A 20,627-nucleotide genomic window follows, 5' to 3' on the forward strand; every position below is an offset into this window, starting at 1 on the left:
GGGACGCGGCGCGGTGGACCGCGATGATTCCGGGGACCCGGGCGGGTCTCCATCCCCATGACACCCTCCCTCGACCGGCCGGCCGTCGACGCCGCGGTCGCCGCCGAGCGCCACCGCCTCGCCGACCACGTCACCGGACTGACCGACGAGCAGTGGCGGACGCCGTCGCTGTGCTGCGCGTGGACGGTCCGCGACGTCGTCGCCCACCTCACGACCACCACGCGCACGACGGTCCCGGGGCTGCTGCGGGCCGCCGTGCGGGCCCGCGGCGACTTCGACCGGATGGAGATCGACCTCGCCGCAGGGAGGGCGGCGGCCCACACCACGGCCGAGCTGGTCGGGCTGCTGCGGGAGAGCGCGGACTCCAGGCGGCGGTTCCCCGGCAGCGCCCCGCTGGACCCGCTCATGGACCTCGTCGTCCACGGTCAGGACATCGCGCGCCCGCTCGGCACGCCCTACGACTCGCCGCCGGAGGTGGTGGCCGCCGCACTCGCCCACGTTGCGACGAACAGGTTCATGGGCGCGCCGCGTCGGCTGGCCGGGGTGCGGCTGGTCTCAACCGACACCGGCTGGACCCTCGGCGCGGGGCCGGAGGTGCGCGGACGCGACATCGACCTGCTCCTCGTGGCCTCCGGACGTCCCGCCGGACTCGACGCGCTCGACGGCCCGGGCCTCGCGCTGCTGGCCGGGCGGCTGGGCTGATCCCGTTCGCTACCGTGCCCGGCATGGAGCAGCGCCTCAGCCTCGTCACGCTCGGTGTCGCCGACCTGGCGCGGGCCCGCACCTTCTACGAGGCGCTCGGGTGGCGCGGCCAGGAGGTCGAGGAGACCGTCTTCTTCCAGGCGGGCGGGATCGCCATCGTGCTCTGGGACCGGGCGAGGCTCGCCGCCGACTGCCGCCTGCCCGACGAGCGCAGCCGCGGGTTCGGCGGGATCGCGCTGGCCCAGAACGTCCGGTCGGACGCCGAGGTCGACGACGTGCTCACCGCCGTGGTCGGCGCCGGCGGCACGGTGACGAAGCCCGCTGCTGTCAACGTGATCGGCTTCTACTCCGGTGTCTTCACCGACCCGGACGGCCACGCGTGGGAGGTCGCGCACAACCCCGGTTTCAGACTCGCCGAGGACGGGTCCCTGGTCCTCCCGGACTTCGGACGGGGATAGCGGACGGGTGTCGACGGTCCTGGCCTCCTCCCGTAACCGATGGACCGAAGCCCGTGGAACTGACCGTGGTCGACACCGTCAACGAGCCGTGACAGGACTTCTCGGTGCCCGCGATCGACGCCGACCTCGAGCACGTGCCGCTGCTCGACGACCCGGACACGGGCGCGATGGCGGTGAAGATGGTCTGCCGCGCCGGGTTCGTGGACCTGGCACGGCATCGACGTCCTCGAGGGCACGCTGCACACCCACCAGGGCGACTACGGCGTCGGCAGCTTCGTCTGGTTCCCCGAGGGCGGGACGACGGAGCACGGCTGACGGCGTCGGGGGTAGCCGCGTGGGCCGCTTCGAGCCGGTGACCGCCACCGCCTCGTGGTGCCCCCGGTGGGATTCGAACCCACACTGCAACCCTTTTAAGGGGCCTGCCTCTGCCGGTTGGGCCACGGGGACGCGTCCCCATCCTCCCACCGCATCGTGTGCGGCACGATGCTCCCCGTGCTGACCGGGATCCCGACCGACTGGCTGCTCGACTCCGACCCCGCCCTGCGCTGGCAGGTCGAGCGGGACCTGCTCGGCGAGCCGCCGCGGGTGTGGGAGGCGACGCGGGCCCGCGTCGCGACCGAGGGGTTCGGCGCACGACTGCTCGCCCTGCAGGATCCCGACGGGCAGTGGGCGGGTGGGGCGTTCTTCCCGGCCGACGTCCGCGCGGGGACCGCACCGGACGAACCCGGGCAGCCGTGGACGGCCACGACGTGGTCGCTCAACTCCCTGCGCGAGTGGGGACTCGACCCGGCCGTGCTGCAGGCGCGCCGCACCCCCGAACTGCTCGCGGAGCACTGCCTCTGGGAGTACGACGACCTGCCGTACTGGGACGGCGAGGTCGACTGCTGCATCAACGCCTGGACCGTCATGAACGGCGTGTGGCTGGGCGTCGACGTCAGCGGCATCGTCGACCGGTTCGTCGAGCACCGGCTGCCCGACGGCGGCTGGAACTGCGAGTGGGTGGAGGGCTCGACGCGGTCGTCGTTCCACTCCACGCTCAACGCGGTGCGGGGGCTGCTCGCCCACGAGACCGCGACCGGTGGCACCGACGCCGCCCGCGCTGCCCGGCGCGGCGGCGAGGAGTACCTGCTGGAGCGCGACCTGTTCCGGCGCCGGTCGACCGGCGAGCCGGTGGGGTCGTGGACCGCCGAGTTCGTCCATCCCCCGCGCTGGGCCTACAGCGTGCTGGGGGCCGTCGAGCACTTCCGGTGCGCGGACGCCACGGACCCCCGGATGGCCGACGCCGTCGGGATGGTCCGCGCCGCCCGGCAGGCCGACGGGACGTGGCTCCAGGGCGGGCGCCACGCCGGACGCGTCTGGTTCGACGTGGACGTCCCGCCGGGCGACCCGTCGAAGTGGCTCACCCTGGCGGGGTCGCGCGTACTCGCGTGGTGGGACTCGCGCTGATCCGAGCTCAGGCCGGGCGCGACGCGGGGACGCGCTCCTCCTGCGGGTCACCGACCGGCGGGTTCGCGCTCACCGCAACGGCGGCCGAGTGGGGCAGGGTGCCGGCGACCCGGTGGAAGTCGGCGCGCGGGTCGTTGATCTGCCCGAGCGAGACGACCTCGCGGCCCAGGAACAGCGCGCCCGTCCAGTCGAAGACGATGCGGATGCGGCGGTTCCAGGTGGGCATCCGGCTCACGTGGTACGTGCGGTGCATGAACCAGGCGACGATGCCGCGCAGCTTGATGCCGTAGATCTCCGCGACGCCCTTGTAGAGCCCGAGGCTCGCGACCGATCCCGCGTAGTTGTGCTTGTACTGCTTGAGCGGCCGCTGCCGGATGTGGGCGACGATGTTGTCGGCCAGCGTCTTGGCCTGGCGCACGGCGTGCTGGGCCGACGGGCTGGTCTTGGCCTCGGGGTCGTCCTTCGACAGGTCCGGCACCGACGCGCAGTCGCCCGCGCAGAACACGCCGGGCATGCCCTCGACCTGCAGCTCCGTGGTGCACACGACGCGGCCGCGGTCATCGCGCGGGAGGTCGGTGTGGTCCAGCATCGGGTTGGGCTTGACGCCCGCGGTCCAGATGATGGTGTCGGCGTCGAACGACTGGCCGTCGTCGAGGACGACGTGACCGCCCTCGAGGGTCTTCACGCGGGTGTCGAGGTTGACCTCGATGTTCGCGTCGAGCAGGCGTTCCACCGTGTAGCGGCCCATCTTCGGACCCACCTCGGGCATGATCCGCCCGGCCGCCTCCACGAGGATCCAGCGGATGTCCTCGCGGTTGATCGTCTCGTAGTACCGGCTGGCGTAGCGGGCCATGTCGGCCAGCTCGGCGAGCGCCTCGATCCCGGCGTAGCCACCTCCGACGACGAGGAACGTCAGCAACCGGCGGCGCAGTGCCGGGTCGATCGTGGTGGCGGCGGCGTCGAGGCGCGACAGCACATGGTTGCGCAGGTAGATGGCCTCGCCGACGGTCTTGAACGCGATGCCCACCTCGGCGAGCCCGGGGATCGGCAACGTACGCGCGACCGACCCGGGAGCGACGACGAGCACCTCGTAGCCGACGGTGGTGACGTGCCCGGCCGCCAGCTCGACGGTGACCTCGCGCTGCGAGTGGTCGATCTTCGTGACCCGGCCGGTGAGGTGCTGGCACTTCTTGAGCACCTTGCGCAGCGGTACGACGACGTGCCGCGGCTCGATGGAGCCTGCCGCGGCCTCGGGGAGGAACGGCTGGTAGGTCATGTGGGGCTGGGGGTCGATCACGGTGATCTCGGCCTCGGAGCGGCGCAGCTTCTTCTGCAGCCGCAGCGCCGTGTACATCCCGACGTATCCGCCACCGACCACGACGATCCTCGTGTTTCCAGCCATGCCTTCATGTTCCCACCCGCACGGGGGTTTCACGCGTCGCCGAAGGGTGATACATGTGACGGTCCGGTGTTATCCTTTACTCATGACCGCTGAGGTAAAGCGCGAGGCGAAGACGAAGGTGAGCAGCAAGAACCAGATCACGCTGCCCGTCGCCGCGCTCCGGGAGGCGAACGTGGGGCCGGGTGACGTGCTGCGCGTCGAGGTCGTGGAGGACGGGGTGTTCCGGCTGGTCCGGCACCGGGATCCGTGGTGGGACCTGTTCGAGGAGGCAGCCGGGTCCGACCTCGGGATCACCACCCGTGAGGAGCTCGAGGAGATGCGGGACGAATGGGATCGATAGCGCTGGATTCGAGCGTCGTCATCGCGCTGTTCCGGCGCGACGATGCGCATCACGAGGCGGTGCGGACCGAGATCGCTGCCGCCCGCACTCGGGAGGACGTCTACGTCCTACCGGCGTCGGTCCTGTCGGAGGCCATGGTGGGCGCCTACCGCAACGCGACGGCGACCGAGTTGCGGCGACGCATCGTCGGCTTGTTCGGGCCCGTTCGCGCGCTCGACGAGCAGGTCGCGCTGGCGGCCGCAGAGCTGCGGGGCGAGCACCGCTCCCTCCGGCTCCCCGACGCGGTGGTCGTCGCCACCGGGATCGTCGACGACGCGGTGGTCCTCACCTGCGACCGGCGGCTCGCGGGCGTCGATCCCCGGGTCCAGGTCATCGGCTGAGCCCCGCGGCACCCGCCGCCGCCCGCAGCACGTCCTCCAGCATCGCCGGGGTGAGCCGTCCGGTGAAGGTGTTCTGCTGGCTCACGTGGTAGCTGCCGAACACCCGCAGCGGCCACGGCCCGGCCAGCTCCACCTGCACCCCGTGCCCGAACTTCGGACGCGGGCGCGGCACCTCCCAGCCGGCCGCGGCGAGCTGCGGCAGCAGCGCCTGCCAGCCGAACCCGCCCAGCACCACCACCGCCCGCGGCCGCAGCAGGGCGAGCTCGGCGCGCAGCCAGGCGCTGCAGGTGTCGCGCTCCTGCGGCGTCGGCCTGTTGTCCGGCGGGGCGCAGTGCACCGGCGCGGTGATGCGGGTGCCGTGCAGTGCCAGCCCGTCGTCGCGGTGCACGGCCGTGGACTGGTTCGCGAGGCCGACGGCGTGCAGCGCGGCGAACAGCACGTCGCCGGAGCGGTCACCGGTGAACATGCGGCCCGTCCGGTTGGCCCCGTGCGCGGCCGGCGCGAGGCCGACGATCAGCAGCCGCGCGTCGGCCGGGCCGATCCCGGGCACCGGCCTGCCCCAGTACTCCTCGTCACGGAACGCCGCGCGCTTCTCCCGCGCCACCTGCTCGCGCCAGTCGACCAGGCGCGGGCAGGCCCGGCAGTCGACGAGCGCCGCGTCCAGCTCGGCGACGCTCCGGTACCCGGCGCGGGCCACGTCAGAGGATCGAGCGGGCGATACCGTCGAGGATGTCGTGCTCGCTGACGACCAGCTCCGTGATCCCGGCGCGCTCGCGCAGCTCGCGGGCCAGCACGTCGACGATCAGCGCCCCGCCGCCGATGACGTCGATGCGGCCCGGGTGGATCGCGCCGTACCTCCCGCGCTCCTCCCGCGACGCCCCGAGCAGCTCCCCCGCGACGCGGTGCAGGTCGTCGCCGGTGAGGCGCGAGAGGTGCACGGCGGCGGAGTCGTACTCGTCGAGCCCGAGCGCGACGGCCGACAGCGTGGTGATCGTGCCCGCGACCCCGACCCAGGTGCGCACGTCGGACACGGGGACGGCGGCGAACGCCTCGTCGAGGATCCCGGCGGCGACCTTCCGGGCCTGCGCCACCTCGTCGGCGGTGGGCGGGTCACCGTGCAGGCACCGCTCGGTGATGCGGACGGACCCGACGTCGACCGACCGCGCGTCGGTGACCTGCGCCGTGCCGTCCACCAGCGAGCCGACCACCAGCTCCGTCGACCCCCCACCCACGTCGACGACGACGAACGGGCCGTCCTCCGCGTCCAGGTCGCCGACCGCGCCGACGAACGACAGCGCGGCCTCCTCGTCACCGGAGATCACCTCCGCGTCGACGCCGAGCGTGTCGCGGACCATCCCGAAGAAGTCCTCGCGGTTCGCGGCGTCGCGGGTGGCCGACGTGGCGACCATCCGCACCCGCTCGGTGCCCTTGCGCCGCAGCACGGCGGTGTAGTCGGCCAGCGCGACCCGGGTGCGCTCCAGCGCCTCGGGAGCGAGCACCCCGCTGGCGTCGACGCCCTGACCCAGCCGCACGATCCGCATCTCGCGGTGCACGTCGCGCAGCGAGCCGTCCGGGCTCGCGTCGGCGACGAGCAGGCGGATCGAGTTCGTCCCGCAGTCGATGGCGGCCACTCGCGACATGCATTCTCCTCGGTTCGTTCCGGCGCGATCACCGTACGGGAACGCCTGCGCGCGACTACCCTTCCCGCATGACCACGCGCAGCGACCAGGGCGTGCGGGTCCCGGCCCAGCACACCCCGACCGACGACCGGCCCCGGCCGCCGGACGGCGCCACGCACGTCGTCGAGAACCAGCCGCCGCCCCTTGCCGGGTTCGACGCCCTCGCCTGCGACCCCGCGCTCACCGACGCACTCATCCGCGAGGGGGCGGGCGACGCGCTGGGCGACCTCGGCACGCTCGCCGCGCTCGTCGCGTCGCCGCACGCGCGGGAGCACTCCCGCCTCGCCGACACCCATCCCCCGGTGCTGCGCACGCACGACCGCTACGGCCACCGGATCGACGAGGTCGACTACCACCCGTCGTGGCACTGGCTGATGAAGCAGTCGGTCGGCTGGGGCCTGCACGGGCGCCCGTGGCTGGCCGGGCCGGGCGAGGGCGCGCACGTGGCCCGCGCCGCCGGCTTCTACCTGATGAGCCAGCTGGAGGCCGGGCACTGCTGTCCGATCTCGATGACCTACGCCGCGGTACCCGCGCTGCGCACCGACCCCGATCTCGCCGCCGCGTACCTGCCCGGCCTGCAGACCCCGACCTACCAGTTCGGGCTCGCCGAGCCGTCGCGCAAGGCGGGGCTGCTCGCCGGCATGTCGATGACGGAGAAACAGGGCGGTTCCGACGTCCGCGCGGGCTCGACCGTCGCCGTCCCGGGCGCCGACGGCACGTACCGGCTCACCGGGCACAAGTGGTTCACCTCCGCCCCGATGAACGACGTGTTCCTGACGCTCGCGCAGGCCCCGGGCGGGCTCACCTGCTTCGTGCTGCCCCGGGTGCTGCCCGACGGGTCGCGCAACGCGATCCGGCTGCAGCGCCTCAAGGACAAGCTCGGCAACCGCTCCAACGCCTCGGCCGAGCTGGAGTACGTCGGGGCCACCGGCTGGCGGCTCGGCGACGAGGGTCGCGGCGTCACGACGATCATCGAGATGGTGTCGATGACGCGGCTCGACTGCGTCCTCGGCTCGGCCGCGGTGATCCGCGCGGCGCTGTCGGAGGCGGCGCACCACGTCGCCCACCGGCGCGCGTTCGGGTCGGTGGTCGGCGAGACGCCACTGATGCAGGCGGTGATCGGCGACCTGGCACTGGAGTCCGAGGCCGCCACCGCGCTGGGGATGCGCCTCGCCGGGGCGGTCGACCGCGGGGAGCGCGCCTTCCTGCGCCTGGCCCTGCCCGCGTCGAAGTACCTGGTGTGCAAGCGCGCACCCGCCGCGGTCGCCGAGGCGCTGGAGTGCCTGGGCGGCAACGGGTACGTCGAGGAGTCCGGGATGCCGCGGCTCTACCGCGAGGCCCCGCTCAACTCGATCTGGGAGGGCTCGGGCAACGTCACCGCGCTCGACGTCCTGCGCGCCGTCACCCGGGAACCCGACTCGGTGGAGGCGGTGCTCGCCGAGATCGACCTCGCCGGGGGCATCGACGAGTGGTTCGACCGCGCCGTGCACGAACTGCGCATCGAGCTGCGCAGCCGGGAGGAGCGCAGGGCCCGGCGGCTGGCCGAGATGCTCGCGCTGTGCCTGCAGGGCAGCCTGCTGCTGCGCTTCGCCCCGGAGGAGGTGGGGCGGGCGTTCGTGGCGAGCCGGTTCCTGCCCGACGGGCCGTGGCGCACATCGGGCACCCTGCCGGCGGCGGCCCACATCGACGCCCTCACCGCCCGGGTCACCCCCCACCACTGAGCGCGAGTTTGCCGACCCCGCTCGTCGAGTTGGCCGATCACGCCCGCACGCCGTCGGCACACTCGCTGCGCGCCCACGGCAAACTCGCGGGTCAGGGGTGGGCGCAGGGTCCCGTCGTCCACCACTCGCCCAGCTCGGCCAGCGCCTCGTCGCCGAACGGGTTGACGCCCGGGCCCGCGGCCAACGCGTGCGCGACGTGCACGTGCAGGCACTTGACGCGGTCCGGCATCCCGCCCGCGCTCACCGCCGTACCCAGCGACTCGATCGCGTCGCGCTCGGCGAGGTAGGCGTCGTGGGCACGCTGGTAGGCGTCGGCGAGCTCGGGGTCGTCGGCGAGGCGGTCCTGCATCTCGCGCATCCGTCCCGCGGCCTCCAGGCTGCCGATGCGGGAGTTCAGCCGCGAGCACGTCAGGTAGTACAGCGTCGGGAACGGGGTGCCGTCCTCCAGCCGGGGCGCGGTCTGCACCACCGACGGGAGCGTGCACGGGCAGCGGTGCGCGACGTCGCGCACGGCCCGCGGTGCACGGCCGAGCTGGGCCGCCACCGCAGCGGCGTCGTCGGCGGAGATCCCCGTCATGCCGGCCCCTCCGTGGTGTCGCGCCACAGGCGCCGGTACCAGGGTTCGTCGCGGAAGGGGTCCGCCACGACCTCGGTCGTCGGATCCACCGGGAGTTGGACGACGTACGGGGTCTCCCCCGGCGCGACGTAGCCCAGCCGCGACCGCGCCTCCGCCGCCGTGACCGCCGGGTCCGAGAGCCGGGCGCTCTCCCGCGACAGCTCGTCGACCTCGGCCGCGAGCGCCTCCTGCTGCTCGGTGACCGCGGCGAGCTCCTGCTGCTGGGCGACGTAGTTGCGCAGGGGGACGGCGACGGTGAGGGCCAGGGCGCACACGACGATCGCGAGCACCGCCGCCCGTCGCGTCGAGGAGACGCCGAGCATCCCGGTGGTCGCGGCGACGACGGTGCCGGCGCGCGAGCGGACCTTCGTCAACTGCGGCTCGCGGGTGCGCCGACGCGCCGCCCCGGTGCCCGTGCCCGCCGGACGCGCGGTCCGGCGGGTGCGGGTGCGTTCTTCCGGCACGGGTCAGCCGCCCGTCCGCACGGCCGATCCGCCGGGCGCGATCGGCGAACTCGCCGGGCGGGATCGGCGAACTCGCCGGGCGGGGACGGCAAACTCGCCGGGGGTGGGCATGTCAGCTGCCCTGCACCGGGGTGAAGCGGGGGAAGGCGAGGTCGCCCGCGTAGCGCGCGGCGTCGCCGAGGAACTCCTCGATGCGCAGCAGCTGGTTGTACTTCGCGACGCGCTCGGAGCGGGCCGGGGCGCCGGTCTTGATCTGGCCGCAGCCGGTGGCGACGGCGAGGTCGGCGATCGTGGTGTCCTCGGTCTCGCCGGAGCGGTGGCTCATCATGCAGCGGTAGCCGGACATGTGGGCCAGCGCGACGGCGTCGAGCGTCTCCGACAGCGTGCCGATCTGGTTGACCTTCACCAGCAGCGCGTTGGCCGCGCCGCGGGCGATGCCCTCCTCGAGCCGCTCGGGGTTGGTGACGAACAGGTCGTCGCCGACGATCTGGACCTTGTCGCCGATCGCCGAGGTGAGCCCGACCCAGCCCTCCCAGTCGTCCTCGTCGAGGGGGTCCTCGATCGAGACGAGCGGGTAGGCGCCGATCAGCTCGGCGTAGACGTCGGAGAGCTGCGCCGACGAGAGCTTGCGGCCCTCGTAGGAGTAGACGCCGTCGCTGTGGAACTCGGTGGCGGCGACGTCGAGCGCGAGCACGATGTCGCGGCCCAGCGTGTACCCGGTCTTCTCGACGGCCTCGGCGATGAGGTCGAGCGCGGCGCGGGTGCCGGGGAGGTCGGGGGCGAAGCCGCCCTCGTCGCCCAGCCCGGTGGCCAGGCCCTTGGCCTTGAGCACCGACTTGAGCGACGCGTAGACCTCCGCGCCCCAGCGCAGGGCCTCGCGGAAGGACTCCGCGCCGACCGGCGCGATCATGAACTCCTGCACGTCGACGGAGCTGTCGGCGTGCGCGCCCCCGTTGATGATGTTCATCATCGGCACGGGCAGCACGTGCGCACCGGCCCCGCCGAGGTAGCGGTAGAGGTCGAGCCCGGAGGACTCCGCCGCGGCCTTGGCCACCGCCAGCGAGACGCCGAGGATCGCGTTGGCGCCCAGCTTGGACTTGTCGGGGGTGCCGTCGAGGTCGAGCAGGACCTGGTCGATCAGCCGCTGGTCGACGGCCTCCATGTCCTTCAGCTCGGGCGCGATGACGTCCAGGACGTTCTTCACGGCCTTCTCGACGCCCTTGCCGCCGAAGCGCAACGGGTCGCCGTCACGCAGCTCGACCGCCTCGTGCTCGCCCGTGGACGCGCCCGACGGGACCGCGGCGCGGCCCAGCGTGCCGTCCTCCAGCGATACCTCGACCTCGACCGTGGGGTTGCCCCGCGAGTCGAGGATCTCCCGTGCGCCGACCTGCTCGATGACCGCCACCAGTGCTCCGCTCCATGCAGTGATCTCGGGTTCCGCGGCCAGGGTAGTCGGCGGGCCCCCGTTCCCCGCGCAGGTGTCGACTGGCGGGTCCGCACGCTTTAACGTGGGAGCGACCATGACGGGTCCCGACCTCTTCGCCTCGTTCCGGCGCGCCGAGATGCTGGTGGCGCGCAGCCGTCCCCTGGACGCCCTGCAGGCGCTCGCGCCCGTCCTGGACAGCCAGCCCGACGACGCCTCGGTGCAGCTGCTGGCCGGGCGCGCGTACCTCAACTCCGCCCAGCTCCAGCGGGCCGAGGCGGCGTTCGTCCGGGTGCTCGACCTCGACCCCGCCGACCACTACGCCCGGTTCGCGCTCGGCAAGGCGCTGCAGCGCCAGGGCCGGCTGCAGGAGGCGCACGCGCAGCTGAAGATGGCGGCCGTGATGGATCCCCGCCCGGAGTACCAGGAGGCGCTGGGCGAGGTGCGGGCGCGGATGGCGCTCGAAGACGACTGACCGGACAATCCGCCCATATCGCCTCTGACCTGCGGCGATGTGCCGTTGCCGACCCTTCCCTCCGGCGTACACAGCAAGTTAGCCTGCCCCTGCCTCTACTGAGGCTCGGCTGGGTGGAGGGTACGGAATGCTCGGTAATCTGTTGATCGGGCTGCGCGAGGGGCTCGAGGCGGCACTGGTGGTGAGCATCCTGATCGCCTTCCTCGTGCGCACCGACCGGCGCTCGGCGCTGCCGAAGGTGTGGCTCGGCGTCGGCATCGCGGTGGCGATCAGCGTCGGGGTGACGCTGGTCCTCACGCTCACCCAGCAGGCGCTGACGTTCGAGGCCCAGGAGACGTTCGGCGGCGTGCTGTCGATCGTCGCGGTCGGCTTCGTCACCTGGATGATCTTCTGGATGCGCAAGGCGGGCCGCTCCATGTCCTCCGAGCTGCGGGGGAAGATGGAGGAGGCGCTCGCGATGGGCTCGGGAGCGGTGGTTCTGATGGCCGCGCTGGCCGTGGGCCGCGAGGGCCTGGAGACCGCGTTCTTCTTCTTCGCCGCCGCCCAGGCCGCGGGCCAGAGCACCGAGCCGCTGACCGGCTTCCTGCTCGGCATCGCGATCGCGGTCGCCATCGCCTACCTGATCTACCGCGGCGCCGTCACCCTGAACATGGGGAAGTTCTTCACGGTCACCGGCGGGCTCCTGATCTTCGTCGCCGCCGGGATCCTCGCCTACGGCATGCACGACCTGCAGGAGGCCGGGATCCTGCCCGGCCTGAACACGCTGGCCTTCGACGTCAGCGCCGCCGTCCCGCCGGACTCCTGGTACGGCGTCCTGCTCAAGGGGATCTTCAACTTCTCCCCGGCCACCACCGTGATCGAGGCGACCGTCTGGGTCGCCTACGTCGCCGTGGTGCTCCCGCTCTTCCTGCGCCCCCAACGGGTCCGCGCCACCGCTACCGCGTGATCCACCGCTCCCGCTCGATCCGCACGAGGAGAACCATGTCCCGCCGCACCCCCGCCGCCGTCGGCCTCGCCGTCCTCGGCCTCGCCATGGCCGGCTGCACCAGCACCGCTCCCGTCGACACCGGTGCGGGCGGCCCGATCACCGTCGCCGCCGCCGACGACGCGTGCGACGTCAGCACCGCCGAGGCCCCCGCCGGCACGATCTCGTTCGACATCACCAACGGCGGCTCCAAGGTGACCGAGTTCTACCTCTACGCCACCGGCGGCCGGATCATGGGCGAGGTCGAGAACATCGGGCCCGGCCTGTCGCGGCAGCTCATCGTCGAGGTGCCGGAGGGCGGCGCCTACGAGACGGTGTGCAAGCCGGGCATGGTGGGCGACGGCATCCGCTCCGCGTTCACCGTCACCGGCTCGGCGGAGCGCTCCGTCGACACCGACACCCGCCTGGCCGAGGCCACCGCGGGCTACGCGCGCTACGTCAACTCGCAGGTCGAGGCGCTGGTCCCGAAGACGCAGGAGTTCGTCGACGCCGTGAAGGCGGGCGACGTCGAGGGGGCGAAGGCGCTGTACCCGGTCGCCCGCACCTACTGGGAGCGCATCGAGCCGGTCGCGGAGTCCTTCGGCGACATCGACCCCCGCATCGACGGCCGCGACGACGGCGAGCCCGGCGTCGAGTTCACCGGGTTCCACCGCCTGGAGCGCGACCTGTGGCAGGACGGGCTGCAGCCCGACTCGTCGAGCATCGCCGACCGGCTGATGGCCGACATCACCGAGCTCGCCGGCCGCGTCCCGTCCGTCGAGCTCACACCGCTCGCCCTGGCCAACGGCGCGAAGGAGCTGCTCGACGAGGTCGCCACCGGCAAGATCACCGGCGAGGAGGACCGCTACTCGCACACCGACCTGTGGGACTTCCGCGCCAACATCGACGGCTCGCAGGGCGCCATCGCGGCACTGCGGCCGGTCATCGACGAGCGCGACCCGGAACTCGGCCCGCTCCTCGACGAGCGCTTCGCCGCCGTCGACGCGCTGCTGGAGAACTACCGCGACGGCGACGGGTTCGTGCTCTACACCGCACTGACGCCGGACGACGTCAAGGCCATGACCGAGGCCGTCGACGCCCTGGGTGAGCCGGTGAGCCAGGTCGCGGGAGTCGTCTCGTCGTGAGCACCTTCTCCCGACGACGCCTGCTGGGCTGGACCGGGGCGGGAGCGGCGGCCGCCGGGATCGGGGCGGTGGCGGGTTGCGCCGCCCCGGCCGCGACGGCCCCCGCCCAGCTCGTCGTGCCCTTCCGCGGCGAGCACCAGGCCGGGATCGTCACGCCCGCCCAGGACCGGCTGCACTTCGTCGCCCTCGACGTGCTCACCGACGACCCGGAGAAGCTGAAGGCGTTGCTGCAGCGCTGGACCGCGGCCGCCGAACGGATGACGGCGGGCGCGGAGACCACCCCGGGCGGCGCCACCGGCGGCAACCCGAACTCCCCTCCCGACGACACGGGCGAAGCGCTCGGGCTGCCCGCGGCGTCGCTCACCCTGACCTTCGGGGTGGGTGCGTCGCTGTTCGCGAAGCTCGGCCTGGACCCGTCGCTGGTGCCGGCCGGGCTGGCCGACCTGCCGCCGTTCGCCGGCGACCAGCTCGATCCCACGCTGTCCGGCGGTGACCTGTGCATCCAGGCCTGCTCCGACGACCCGCAGGTCGCGGTGCACGCCGTGCGCAACCTCGTGCGGATGGGGTTCGGCACCACCGCGGTGCGCTGGTCGCAGCTGGGGTTCGGGCGCACGTCGTCCACGTCGACGACGCAGGAGACGCACCGCAACCTGTTCGGCTTCAAGGACGGCACCAACAACCTCAAGGCCGAGGACCCCGACGGGCTGCGCGACCAGGTCTGGGTGTCACCCGACCAGGGGCCCGCGTGGCTGGCGGGCGGTAGCTACCTCGTCGCACGGCGGATCCGGATGCACATCGAGATCTGGGACCGCACCTCGCTCGTCGAGCAGGAAGTGATCATCGGGCGGACGAAGGACCGGGGTGCGCCGATCGGTGCGGCCGCCGAGTTCGACCCCGCCGACTTCGCCGCCGTCGACGAGACCGGCGCCCCGCGGATCGCCGTCGACGCGCACATCCGGCTGGCCTCGGCCGAGGCGCTGGGCGGGGTGAAGATCCTGCGCCGCGGCTACAACTTCGTCGACGGCAGCGACGGCCAGGGGCACCTCAACGCCGGGCTGTTCTTCATCGCGTTCATGAACGACCCGCAGGCGCAGTTCGTGCCGATGCAGCGCGCACTCGCCACCTCCGACGTGCTGATGGAGTACATCGAGCACACCGGGTCGGCCGTGTTCGCCTGCCCCGCCGGGCTCGGTGAGGGCTCGTACTGGGGTCAGTCGTTGTTCGAGGCCTGAGCGGCCGTCGCGTAGCGGTCGGCGGCGGCCCAGACCAGCCGGGCGTACTCGCCGGAACGGTTGTAGGTGAGCACGCCGTCCCACCAGCCCGTGCCGTCTGCGGTGTCGCGGTCGTCGGCGCAGAGGTAGGCGGCCGCGCCGCGGGCCGCGTCGTCGATCTGGTGGGGGTCGGCCACGCCGTCGCCGTCGCCGTCGGCGCCGTAGGCCTCCCAGGTCGTCGGCAGGAACTGCAGCGGGCCGACCGCACGGTCGTAGGTGGTGTCGCCGTCGAGCACACCCCCGTCCGTGTCGAGGATCTCCCGGACACCGTCGGAGCCGTCCAGGGCGACGCCGACGATCCGCGGCGTCGGGACCCCGTCGGCGCCGAGCGTCGCGCGGCCCAGGTTCCCGTGGTCGGACTCGACGCGCGCGATCCCGGCCAGCGTCGTCCAGGACAGGCGGCAGTCCGGGGTGTCGGCGCGTTGCGCCAGCTCCGCTCCCCCGTACGCCTGCAGCGCGCGGGCCGGGACTCCGGTGCGCCCGGCCGTCACGTCCGCCCAGCTCACGAGGTCGCCGTCGGCGGGGAGGGGGTCGCCCTGGGCGACCGGGGTGTCGCGGTCGACGTCGGCGGGCACGAGGCCGTCACCGCGGGACTCACGCTCCCCGGACACACCCCGGAGGATCGCGACGAGGAAGGCGACCGCCACCCCGAGAGCGACGAGGACGGCGACGGATCGTGAGCTCACCGCGTCCAGACTAGCGGGGCCAGAACCGGTGCCAGGCCTGCTCGTCGAGGGAGTGGGGGTCGAGCCCGGCGTCGCGGGCGGCGGTCTCGGCCGCGCGGACGTCGGCTTCGAAGCCGCGGGCGGTGGTGCGCAGTTCCGCCTCGGGGTCGATCCCGGCCAGCTTCGCGCGGGCGGCGAGTGCGAAGAGCTGCTCCCCGATCCCCGACCCGGACGGCAGGAGGTCGACGGGCAGCCCGGCGCGCGAGGTGCGGCTGGTCAGCTTCGCGGCCAGCGCCACCGCGGGCTGCGCGGTCGCCACGCCGTCCACGCTGGACTCCCGCTGCTTCTCCGCGCGCTTGAGCTCCTCCCAGCGATGCTCCTGCTTCACGGCGGTGTCGACGGTCTCCGCTGTGTCGATTCCCGACGGGGCGAACACGTGCGGGTGCCGCCCGACCAGCTTCGCGACGAGATCGGCCGCGACGTCGTCGATCGTGAACGGGTCGGGGCCCTCCGCCGCGACGCGGGCGTGGAACAGCACCTGCAGCAGGACGTCGCCCAGCTCCTCGCGCACCGCGACCCGGTCGCCGTCCTCGATCGCCTGGTAGAGCTCGTAGCACTCCTCGACGAGGTACTGCAGCAGCGACTCGTGGGTCTGCTCGGCATCCCACGGGCAGCCGCCGGGCGAGCGCAGCCGGTCCATCACCTCGACGGCGTGCAGGAGCGGGGAGTCGCTCACTCCGGCGCGGGGGCCGGCAGGATCGAGCCGGCCGTCTGGTCGTCGGCGACGACGGCGAGCTGGATCGGGTCCCACACGCCGTAGCGGGGGTTGACCTGCACGCCCAGTTCCTGCGACGCGGGCTGCAGCATCCGGTACCCGATGAGCTGCAGGTCCGACTGGCCGAGCTGGTCGACGATCGACGCCCCCTCCGGCACGAGGTCGGTGGTGCGGTCGAGGATCCGGATGACGGTCCACGGGGCACCGTCCTGCGCGGGGCGCAGCACGATCACCGAACCGGGGTCGGTGCCGAAGGCGAACGAGGTGGCGAGCGAGGGGTTGTCGACGGCCCGTACCTGCTGCGCGCGCTGGTCGGCGGGCACCCCGGCGAACACGGCCTCGGCGTCGGCGCCACCGGCCGCGACGGCCCGGGCGGCCCCGATCGCCTCCTGCTCGGAGGGGACCGCGACGAACTCCAGGGTGACGGCGAGCCGGTCGACGTAGCGGGCACCGAGGGCGGCGGCCGCGAGGTCGTCGCGGATCTTCTCGCGCTGCACCTCGGGGGTGTAGAGCGAGGCCTGGGCGAGCTCGTCGGGGCTGCCGGCCGTGGCGAGGGCCGCGTCGAGGTCGGCGTCGCTGATCGAGATGCCCTCCTCGGCGGTGCGGCGGTCGAGGAGATCGCCGAGGATCGCGCTGGTGACGATCTCGCGCGCCACCTGCGGGGACCCGTATCCGCCGCCCGCGCCCTGGTTGCGGCCCGACACCGCCTGGGCCTTCTCCGGGCTCAGCGCGAGCGCGATCTGGTCCTGCACCACGTCGAGCGCGATCGTGTCGGTGCCGACGATCGCCGCCGACCCGACCTGACTCGGGCCCGACCCGCACCCGCTGACCATCGCGCCCACGACCGCCACCGCGGCCACGACCCGTCCCACCTGCCTGTGCACGGCGCCCACCCTCTCACGCCCCCGCGAGTCGCCGTTTCCCCGCCCGCGAGTCGCCGGATCTCCGCCCGCGAGTCGCTCGATCCCCGCCCTCGGGTGGGAGCGCGACTCGAGGGCGGGAAGGCAGCGCCTCGCGGAAGGGCAGGGGGGAATCCGGGCCCGGTCTCCCACCCGTGTTCTCGCCCCGCCCCAGGCGTCACCCCGCGGCGGGAGCCTTCGCCGGCAGGACCAGGTCGTGGACGAGACGGGTGCACCACTCCAGCAGCTCGACGTCGCGCAGTGCCGCTCCCCCGATCCGCCCCCCGGCCACCGGCTTCGGGACGAGGACGGCCCGCGCGGCCGCCTTGTACTGCGACTTCGGGTAGAGCCGGTTCAGCCGCAGCTGCCCGGAGTCGAGCAGGTCGACCGGCCCGACCCGGATCCCGTTGCCCGCCACCGCGACCTCGCCGATCCCGAGCCGGCGGCACTTCTGCCGGAACTCCGCGACGGCGAGCAGGTTGCGCACCGGCTGCGGCGGCTCGCCGTAGCGGTCGGTCAGCTCCTCGACGATCCGCTCCAGCGCCTCGGCGTCGCCCGCCTCGGCGATCTTGCGGTAGACCTCGAGGCGCAGCCGCTCGCCGGTGACGTAGTCGTGCGGCACGTGGGCGTCGATCGGCAGGTCGACGCGCACGTCGGTGAGCGGCTCCTCCTCCTCGCCCTCCCCCGCGCCCGCCTGCTGCCGGAACGCCGCGACGGCCTCGCCGACGAGCCGGATGTAGAGGTCGAACCCGACGCCCGCGATGTGTCCGCTCTGCTCCGCGCCCAGGATGTTGCCCGCGCCGCGGATCTCCAGGTCCTTCATCGCGACGGCCGCGCCGGCACCCAGCTCGGAGTGCTGCGCGATCGTGGCGAGCCGGTCGTGCGCGGTCTCGGTCAGCGGGTGCTCGGGCGGGAACAGGAAGTAGGCGTAGCCGCGCTCGCGTCCCCGGCCGACGCGCCCGCGGAGCTGGTGGAGCTGCGAGAGACCGAGGGTGTCGGAGCGCTCGACGATCAGGGTGTTGGCGTTGGAGATGTCGAGGCCGTTCTCGACGATCGTGGTGCAGACCAGCACGTCGAACTCGTTGTGCCAGAAGCCGTTGACGGTGCGCTCGAGCAGGTCCTCGTTCATCTGCCCGTGCGCCACCGCGATCCGGGCCTCCGGGACGAGGTCGCGGATCGTCTTGGCCGCCTTGTCGATCGTGGACACGCGGTTGTGCACGTAGAACACCTGGCCGTCGCGCAGCAGCTCGCGGCGGATCGCGGCGGCGACCTGCTTGGTGTCGTAGGCGCCGACGTAGGTGAGCGTGGGGTGGCGGTCCTCGGGCGGGGTCGTGATCGTCGACATCTCGCGGATGCCGGCCAGGCTCATCTCCAGCGTGCGCGGGATCGGCGTGGCGCTCAGCGTCAGGACGTCGACGTGGGTGCGCAGCGCGGTGATGTGCTCCTTGTGCTCGACGCCGAAGCGCTGCTCCTCGTCGACGATGACGAGCCCGAGGTCCTTCCACCGCACGCTGCTCTGCAGCAACCGGTGCGTGCCGACCACGACGTCGACGGTGCCGTCGGTCAGCCCGGCGATCGTCTCCTTCGCCTCGGCGTTGTCGGTGAAGCGGGACAGCCCGCGCACCGTCACCGGGAACGCGCGCATCCGCTCGGTGAACGTGTCGAGGTGCTGGGTGGCGAGCAGTGTCGTGGGGACGAGGACGGCGACCTGCTTGCCGTCCTGCACCGCCTTGAACGCCGCGCGCACCGCGATCTCGGTCTTGCCGAACCCGACGTCGCCGGAGATCACGCGGTCCATCGGGACCGCGCGCTCCATGTCGGCCTTCACCTCGTCGATCGCCGCGAGCTGGTCGGGCGTCTCGGTGTAGGGGAAGGCGTCCTCCATCTCGCGCTGCCACGGCGTGTCCTTCGCGAACGCGTGGCCGGGCGCGGACTGGCGCGCCGCGTAGAGCTGCACGAGCTGCGCCGCGATCTGGCGGACGGCCTTGCGCGCGCGGCCCTTCGTCTTCGCCCAGTCACCGCCGCCGAGCTTGTTGAGCGTGGGGATCTCGCCGCCGACGTAACGGCTGATCTCGTCGAGCGCGTCCGTGGGGACGAACAGCCGGTCGGCCGGTTGCCCCCGCTTCGACGACGCGTACTCCAGCACCAGGTACTCGCGCGTGGCCCCGCCGACCGTGCGCTCCTTCATCTCCACGAACTTGCCGATGCCGTGCTGGCCGTGCACGACGTGGTCGCCCGGCTTGAGGGTGACCAGGTCGACGGTGTTGCGGCGCTTGCTCGGCATCTTCGTCGGAGCCGTGGCCGCGGCGCGGTTGCCGGTGAGGTCGGCCTCGGACAACAGGACGAGCGGGCCGGCGGTGAAGCCCTGGTTCAGCCGCCCGCAGGTGACGGTGACGAGCCCCTTCTCCGGGTCCTCGGTCAGCTCGTCGACCAGCGTGGCCGGGACGTCGGCCTCCCTGAGCTGTTCCAGGCTCCGCTGCGCGGTGCCCGCTCCGCCGACGACGAGCACCGCGGTGCCCCCGCTCGCGACGTGCGCGCGGAGGTCGACGAGGGCGCGGTCGGTGTCGCCGCGGTAGGACTCGACCTCGTGGACGGGCGGGGCGAGGGCGTCGTCGCGGCCCGACAGCAGCGGGCTGAAGGTGACGACCGGGTGGCCGGTGGCGGTCGCGCGGTGCAGCACGTCGTTCAGGTCGCGGTAGGCGGACGCGCCGACGTCGATCGGGGCGTCGCCGCCGGTGGACGCCGCGAACCAGGACGCCTCCAGGAACTCCTGGCCGGTGCGGACCAGGTCGGCGCTGCGCGTGCGCACCCGCTCCGGGTCGGCGACCATCACCAGCGCCTTCGGGGGCAGCAGATCGGTGAGCAGCTCCAGCTCCCCGGCCGTCAGCACCGGGACGAGCGACTCCATGCCCTCGCTCGGGATGCCGTTGGCGAGGTTGTCGAGCAGCTCGCGCAGCGGCGGGTTGTTCTCGTGGGTGCGGGCCAGGGCCGCGGCCCGCTCGCGCACCGGTGCGGTGAGCAGCAGCTCGCGGCAGCCCGGGGCGTGCAGGGCGTCGACCGGGGCGACCGAGCGCTGGTCGGCGACGGAGAACGTGCGCAGCTCGCTCACCTCGTCGCCCCAGAACTCCACGCGCAGCGGCTGGTCGGCCGTCGGGGGGAAGACGTCGACGATCCCGCCGCGCACCGCGAACTCGCCGCGTGCGGTGACCATCTCGACGCGCGTGTAGGCCAGCTCCACCAGGCGCTCCAGCAGGGCCTCGAAGTCGGCGGTGTCGCCGACCCGCAGCGCCACCGGCTCCAGGCGGCCCAGGCCCGGGGCGATCGGCTGGATCAGGCTGCGGGCCGCGGTGACCAGGACCCGCGGCGCGGTGCCCGGGTCGGCGAGGCGGCGGAAGATCGACAGGCGCCGGCCGACGGTGTCGGGGCGCGGCGAGAGGCGCTCGTGCGGCAGCGTCTCCCAGCTCGGCAGCACCGCGACGGACTCGGCGTCGATCAGGTCGACCAGTGCTGCCCCCAGGTCCTCGGCCTCGCGGTCGGTGGCGGTGACGGCCAGTACGGTGCGCCCCGCCTCGCCGAACCCTGCCGCGAGGAACGGGCGCAACGCAGCCGGGCCCTCGACGCGCAGGGCCGGGACGTCGACCGATCTCGTGTCGCGGGCGGCGTCGAGGACGGCGCGGATGTCGGAGTCGGCGAGGACGGTGCGGAGGAGACCGGCGAGCTTGGCCACGGTGTCGGGGACCCCTTTGACGCGGATGGACGCACGCGGAACAGACCCCTGCCCAGGACGAACGCCCGGTCGGGG

Annotated in this window: 19 protein-coding genes, 1 tRNA gene and 1 pseudogene; 10 read left to right on the plus strand and 11 right to left on the minus strand. The window is 73.3% G+C overall.

Annotation, left to right across the window (positions count from 1 at the left end; genetic code table 11):
• The first annotated feature begins 57 nt into the window (after positions 1-57).
• Both I4I81_RS20325 and I4I81_RS20330 read left to right on the plus strand, forming a co-directional pair.
• On the plus strand, positions 58-702 hold the full coding sequence (locus tag I4I81_RS20325; RefSeq protein WP_218605216.1) for a maleylpyruvate isomerase family mycothiol-dependent enzyme: 645 nt from the start codon (positions 58-60) through the stop codon (positions 700-702).
• A 23-nt stretch (positions 703-725) separates the two neighbouring features.
• Entirely contained in the window at positions 726-1,160 is a 435-nt protein-coding gene (locus tag I4I81_RS20330) for a VOC family protein (RefSeq protein ID WP_218605217.1), read from the plus strand.
• Between the two features lie 370 nt (positions 1,161-1,530).
• Here I4I81_RS20330 and I4I81_RS20335 read toward each other — a convergent pair.
• Positions 1,531-1,607 (minus strand) — tRNA-Leu (locus I4I81_RS20335).
• A 36-nt stretch (positions 1,608-1,643) separates the two neighbouring features.
• Between I4I81_RS20335 and I4I81_RS20340 the strand changes: the two genes are divergently transcribed.
• Entirely contained in the window at positions 1,644-2,606 is a 963-nt protein-coding gene (locus I4I81_RS20340) for a squalene cyclase (RefSeq protein ID WP_218616262.1), read from the plus strand.
• Between the two features lie 7 nt (positions 2,607-2,613).
• Here I4I81_RS20340 and I4I81_RS20345 read toward each other — a convergent pair whose 3' ends face one another.
• Positions 2,614-4,008 carry an NAD(P)/FAD-dependent oxidoreductase gene (locus I4I81_RS20345; RefSeq protein WP_218605001.1) on the minus strand — a complete coding sequence of 465 codons (1,395 nt, stop codon included), beginning with the start codon at positions 4,006-4,008 and terminating at the stop codon, positions 2,614-2,616.
• 82 nt (positions 4,009-4,090) lie between these two features.
• Here I4I81_RS20345 and I4I81_RS20350 point away from each other — a divergent pair, with 82 nt between their 5' ends.
• Together I4I81_RS20350 and I4I81_RS20355 are read left to right on the plus strand one after the other, a co-directional pair.
• A complete protein-coding gene (locus I4I81_RS20350; protein ID WP_218605002.1) occupies positions 4,091-4,348 on the plus strand; it encodes an AbrB/MazE/SpoVT family DNA-binding domain-containing protein in 258 nt (85 codons plus the stop codon).
• The gene (locus I4I81_RS20355; protein WP_218605003.1) at positions 4,336-4,728 is read left to right on the plus strand and encodes a type II toxin-antitoxin system VapC family toxin; all 393 of its coding nucleotides are present in this window, start codon (positions 4,336-4,338) and stop codon (positions 4,726-4,728) included. The genes I4I81_RS20350 and I4I81_RS20355 overlap by 13 nt, the downstream gene beginning before the upstream one ends.
• Here I4I81_RS20355 and I4I81_RS20360 read toward each other — a convergent pair.
• A complete protein-coding gene (locus I4I81_RS20360; protein WP_218605004.1) occupies positions 4,718-5,425 on the minus strand; it encodes a uracil-DNA glycosylase in 708 nt (235 codons plus the stop codon). The two genes, I4I81_RS20355 and I4I81_RS20360, sit on opposite strands and share 11 nt — an antisense overlap.
• Before the next feature lies 1 nt (position 5,426).
• Positions 5,427-6,368, minus strand: coding sequence for a Ppx/GppA phosphatase family protein (locus tag I4I81_RS20365; protein WP_218605005.1), 942 nt, complete (start codon positions 6,366-6,368; stop codon positions 5,427-5,429).
• A gap of 68 nt (positions 6,369-6,436) precedes the next feature.
• Between I4I81_RS20365 and I4I81_RS20370 the strand changes: the two genes are divergently transcribed.
• Positions 6,437-8,128 carry an acyl-CoA dehydrogenase family protein gene (locus I4I81_RS20370; protein WP_218605006.1) on the plus strand — a complete coding sequence of 564 codons (1,692 nt, stop codon included), beginning with the start codon at positions 6,437-6,439 and terminating at the stop codon, positions 8,126-8,128.
• A gap of 91 nt (positions 8,129-8,219) precedes the next feature.
• Here I4I81_RS20370 and I4I81_RS20375 read toward each other — a convergent pair whose 3' ends face one another.
• The 3 genes from I4I81_RS20375 to eno form a co-directional block, all read right to left on the minus strand.
• The gene (locus I4I81_RS20375) at positions 8,220-8,705 is read right to left on the minus strand and encodes a DUF501 domain-containing protein (protein WP_218605007.1); all 486 of its coding nucleotides are present in this window, start codon (positions 8,703-8,705) and stop codon (positions 8,220-8,222) included.
• Positions 8,702-9,208: an FtsB family cell division protein gene (locus I4I81_RS20380; RefSeq protein ID WP_226363480.1), complete on the minus strand. Its 507-nt coding sequence runs from the start codon at positions 9,206-9,208 to the stop codon at positions 8,702-8,704. The genes I4I81_RS20375 and I4I81_RS20380 overlap by 4 nt, the downstream gene beginning before the upstream one ends.
• 112 nt (positions 9,209-9,320) lie before the next feature.
• Positions 9,321-10,613 (minus strand): phosphopyruvate hydratase, encoded by a 1,293-nt coding sequence (gene eno / locus I4I81_RS20385; RefSeq protein ID WP_185720040.1) that lies wholly within the window; start codon positions 10,611-10,613, stop codon positions 9,321-9,323.
• A gap of 115 nt (positions 10,614-10,728) precedes the next feature.
• Between eno and I4I81_RS20390 the strand changes: the two genes are divergently transcribed.
• The 4 genes from I4I81_RS20390 (at position 10,729) to efeB (ending at position 14,447) form a co-directional block, all read left to right on the plus strand.
• Positions 10,729-11,106 carry a tetratricopeptide repeat protein gene (locus I4I81_RS20390; protein WP_218606027.1) on the plus strand — a complete coding sequence of 126 codons (378 nt, stop codon included), beginning with the start codon at positions 10,729-10,731 and terminating at the stop codon, positions 11,104-11,106.
• Positions 11,107-11,233: 127 nt separating this feature from the next.
• Positions 11,234-12,052 carry an iron uptake transporter permease EfeU gene (gene efeU / locus I4I81_RS20395; protein ID WP_218606026.1) on the plus strand — a complete coding sequence of 273 codons (819 nt, stop codon included), beginning with the start codon at positions 11,234-11,236 and terminating at the stop codon, positions 12,050-12,052.
• A gap of 35 nt (positions 12,053-12,087) precedes the next feature.
• Positions 12,088-13,215 carry an iron uptake system protein EfeO gene (gene efeO / locus I4I81_RS20400; RefSeq protein ID WP_218606025.1) on the plus strand — a complete coding sequence of 376 codons (1,128 nt, stop codon included), beginning with the start codon at positions 12,088-12,090 and terminating at the stop codon, positions 13,213-13,215.
• A complete protein-coding gene (gene efeB / locus I4I81_RS20405) occupies positions 13,212-14,447 on the plus strand; it encodes an iron uptake transporter deferrochelatase/peroxidase subunit (protein ID WP_218616263.1) in 1,236 nt (411 codons plus the stop codon). Before efeO ends, efeB begins: the two co-directional genes overlap by 4 nt.
• Here efeB and I4I81_RS20410 read toward each other — a convergent pair.
• From I4I81_RS20410 to mfd, 4 genes and pseudogenes are all read right to left on the minus strand, one after another.
• Positions 14,426-15,172 carry a lytic transglycosylase domain-containing protein gene (locus I4I81_RS20410; protein ID WP_218606038.1) on the minus strand — a complete coding sequence of 249 codons (747 nt, stop codon included), beginning with the start codon at positions 15,170-15,172 and terminating at the stop codon, positions 14,426-14,428. The two genes, efeB and I4I81_RS20410, sit on opposite strands and share 22 nt — an antisense overlap.
• Before the next feature lie 10 nt (positions 15,173-15,182).
• A pseudogene (locus tag I4I81_RS20415) lies at positions 15,183-15,875 on the minus strand (nucleoside triphosphate pyrophosphohydrolase); the annotation flags it as partial.
• Positions 15,876-15,883: 8 nt separating this feature from the next.
• Positions 15,884-16,810 carry a hypothetical protein gene (locus I4I81_RS20420; protein ID WP_218616264.1) on the minus strand — a complete coding sequence of 309 codons (927 nt, stop codon included), beginning with the start codon at positions 16,808-16,810 and terminating at the stop codon, positions 15,884-15,886.
• Positions 16,811-17,003: 193 nt separating this feature from the next.
• Entirely contained in the window at positions 17,004-20,552 is a 3,549-nt protein-coding gene (gene mfd / locus I4I81_RS20425) for a transcription-repair coupling factor (RefSeq protein ID WP_226363481.1), read from the minus strand.
• Positions 20,553-20,627 lie beyond the last annotated feature (75 nt).

Origin of the sequence: Pseudonocardia abyssalis (assembly GCF_019263705.2) — a bacterium.
GTDB lineage: Bacteria > Actinomycetota > Actinomycetes > Mycobacteriales > Pseudonocardiaceae > Pseudonocardia > Pseudonocardia abyssalis.

Coding starts and splice junctions, on each gene's coding strand:
- I4I81_RS20325 (WP_218605216.1), top strand. CDS start 58: ATGACACCCTCCCTCGACCGGCCGGCCGTCGACGCCGCGGTCGCCGCC.
- I4I81_RS20330 (WP_218605217.1), top strand. CDS start 726: ATGGAGCAGCGCCTCAGCCTCGTCACGCTCGGTGTCGCCGACCTGGCG.
- I4I81_RS20340 (WP_218616262.1), top strand. CDS start 1,644: ATGCTCCCCGTGCTGACCGGGATCCCGACCGACTGGCTGCTCGACTCC.
- I4I81_RS20345 (WP_218605001.1), bottom strand. CDS start 4,008: ATGGCTGGAAACACGAGGATCGTCGTGGTCGGTGGCGGATACGTCGGG.
- I4I81_RS20350 (WP_218605002.1), top strand. CDS start 4,091: ATGACCGCTGAGGTAAAGCGCGAGGCGAAGACGAAGGTGAGCAGCAAG.
- I4I81_RS20355 (WP_218605003.1), top strand. CDS start 4,336: ATGGGATCGATAGCGCTGGATTCGAGCGTCGTCATCGCGCTGTTCCGG.
- I4I81_RS20365 (WP_218605005.1), bottom strand. CDS start 6,368: ATGTCGCGAGTGGCCGCCATCGACTGCGGGACGAACTCGATCCGCCTG.
- I4I81_RS20370 (WP_218605006.1), top strand. CDS start 6,437: ATGACCACGCGCAGCGACCAGGGCGTGCGGGTCCCGGCCCAGCACACC.
- I4I81_RS20375 (WP_218605007.1), bottom strand. CDS start 8,705: ATGACGGGGATCTCCGCCGACGACGCCGCTGCGGTGGCGGCCCAGCTC.
- I4I81_RS20390 (WP_218606027.1), top strand. CDS start 10,729: ATGACGGGTCCCGACCTCTTCGCCTCGTTCCGGCGCGCCGAGATGCTG.
- efeU (WP_218606026.1), top strand. CDS start 11,234: ATGCTCGGTAATCTGTTGATCGGGCTGCGCGAGGGGCTCGAGGCGGCA.
- efeO (WP_218606025.1), top strand. CDS start 12,088: ATGTCCCGCCGCACCCCCGCCGCCGTCGGCCTCGCCGTCCTCGGCCTC.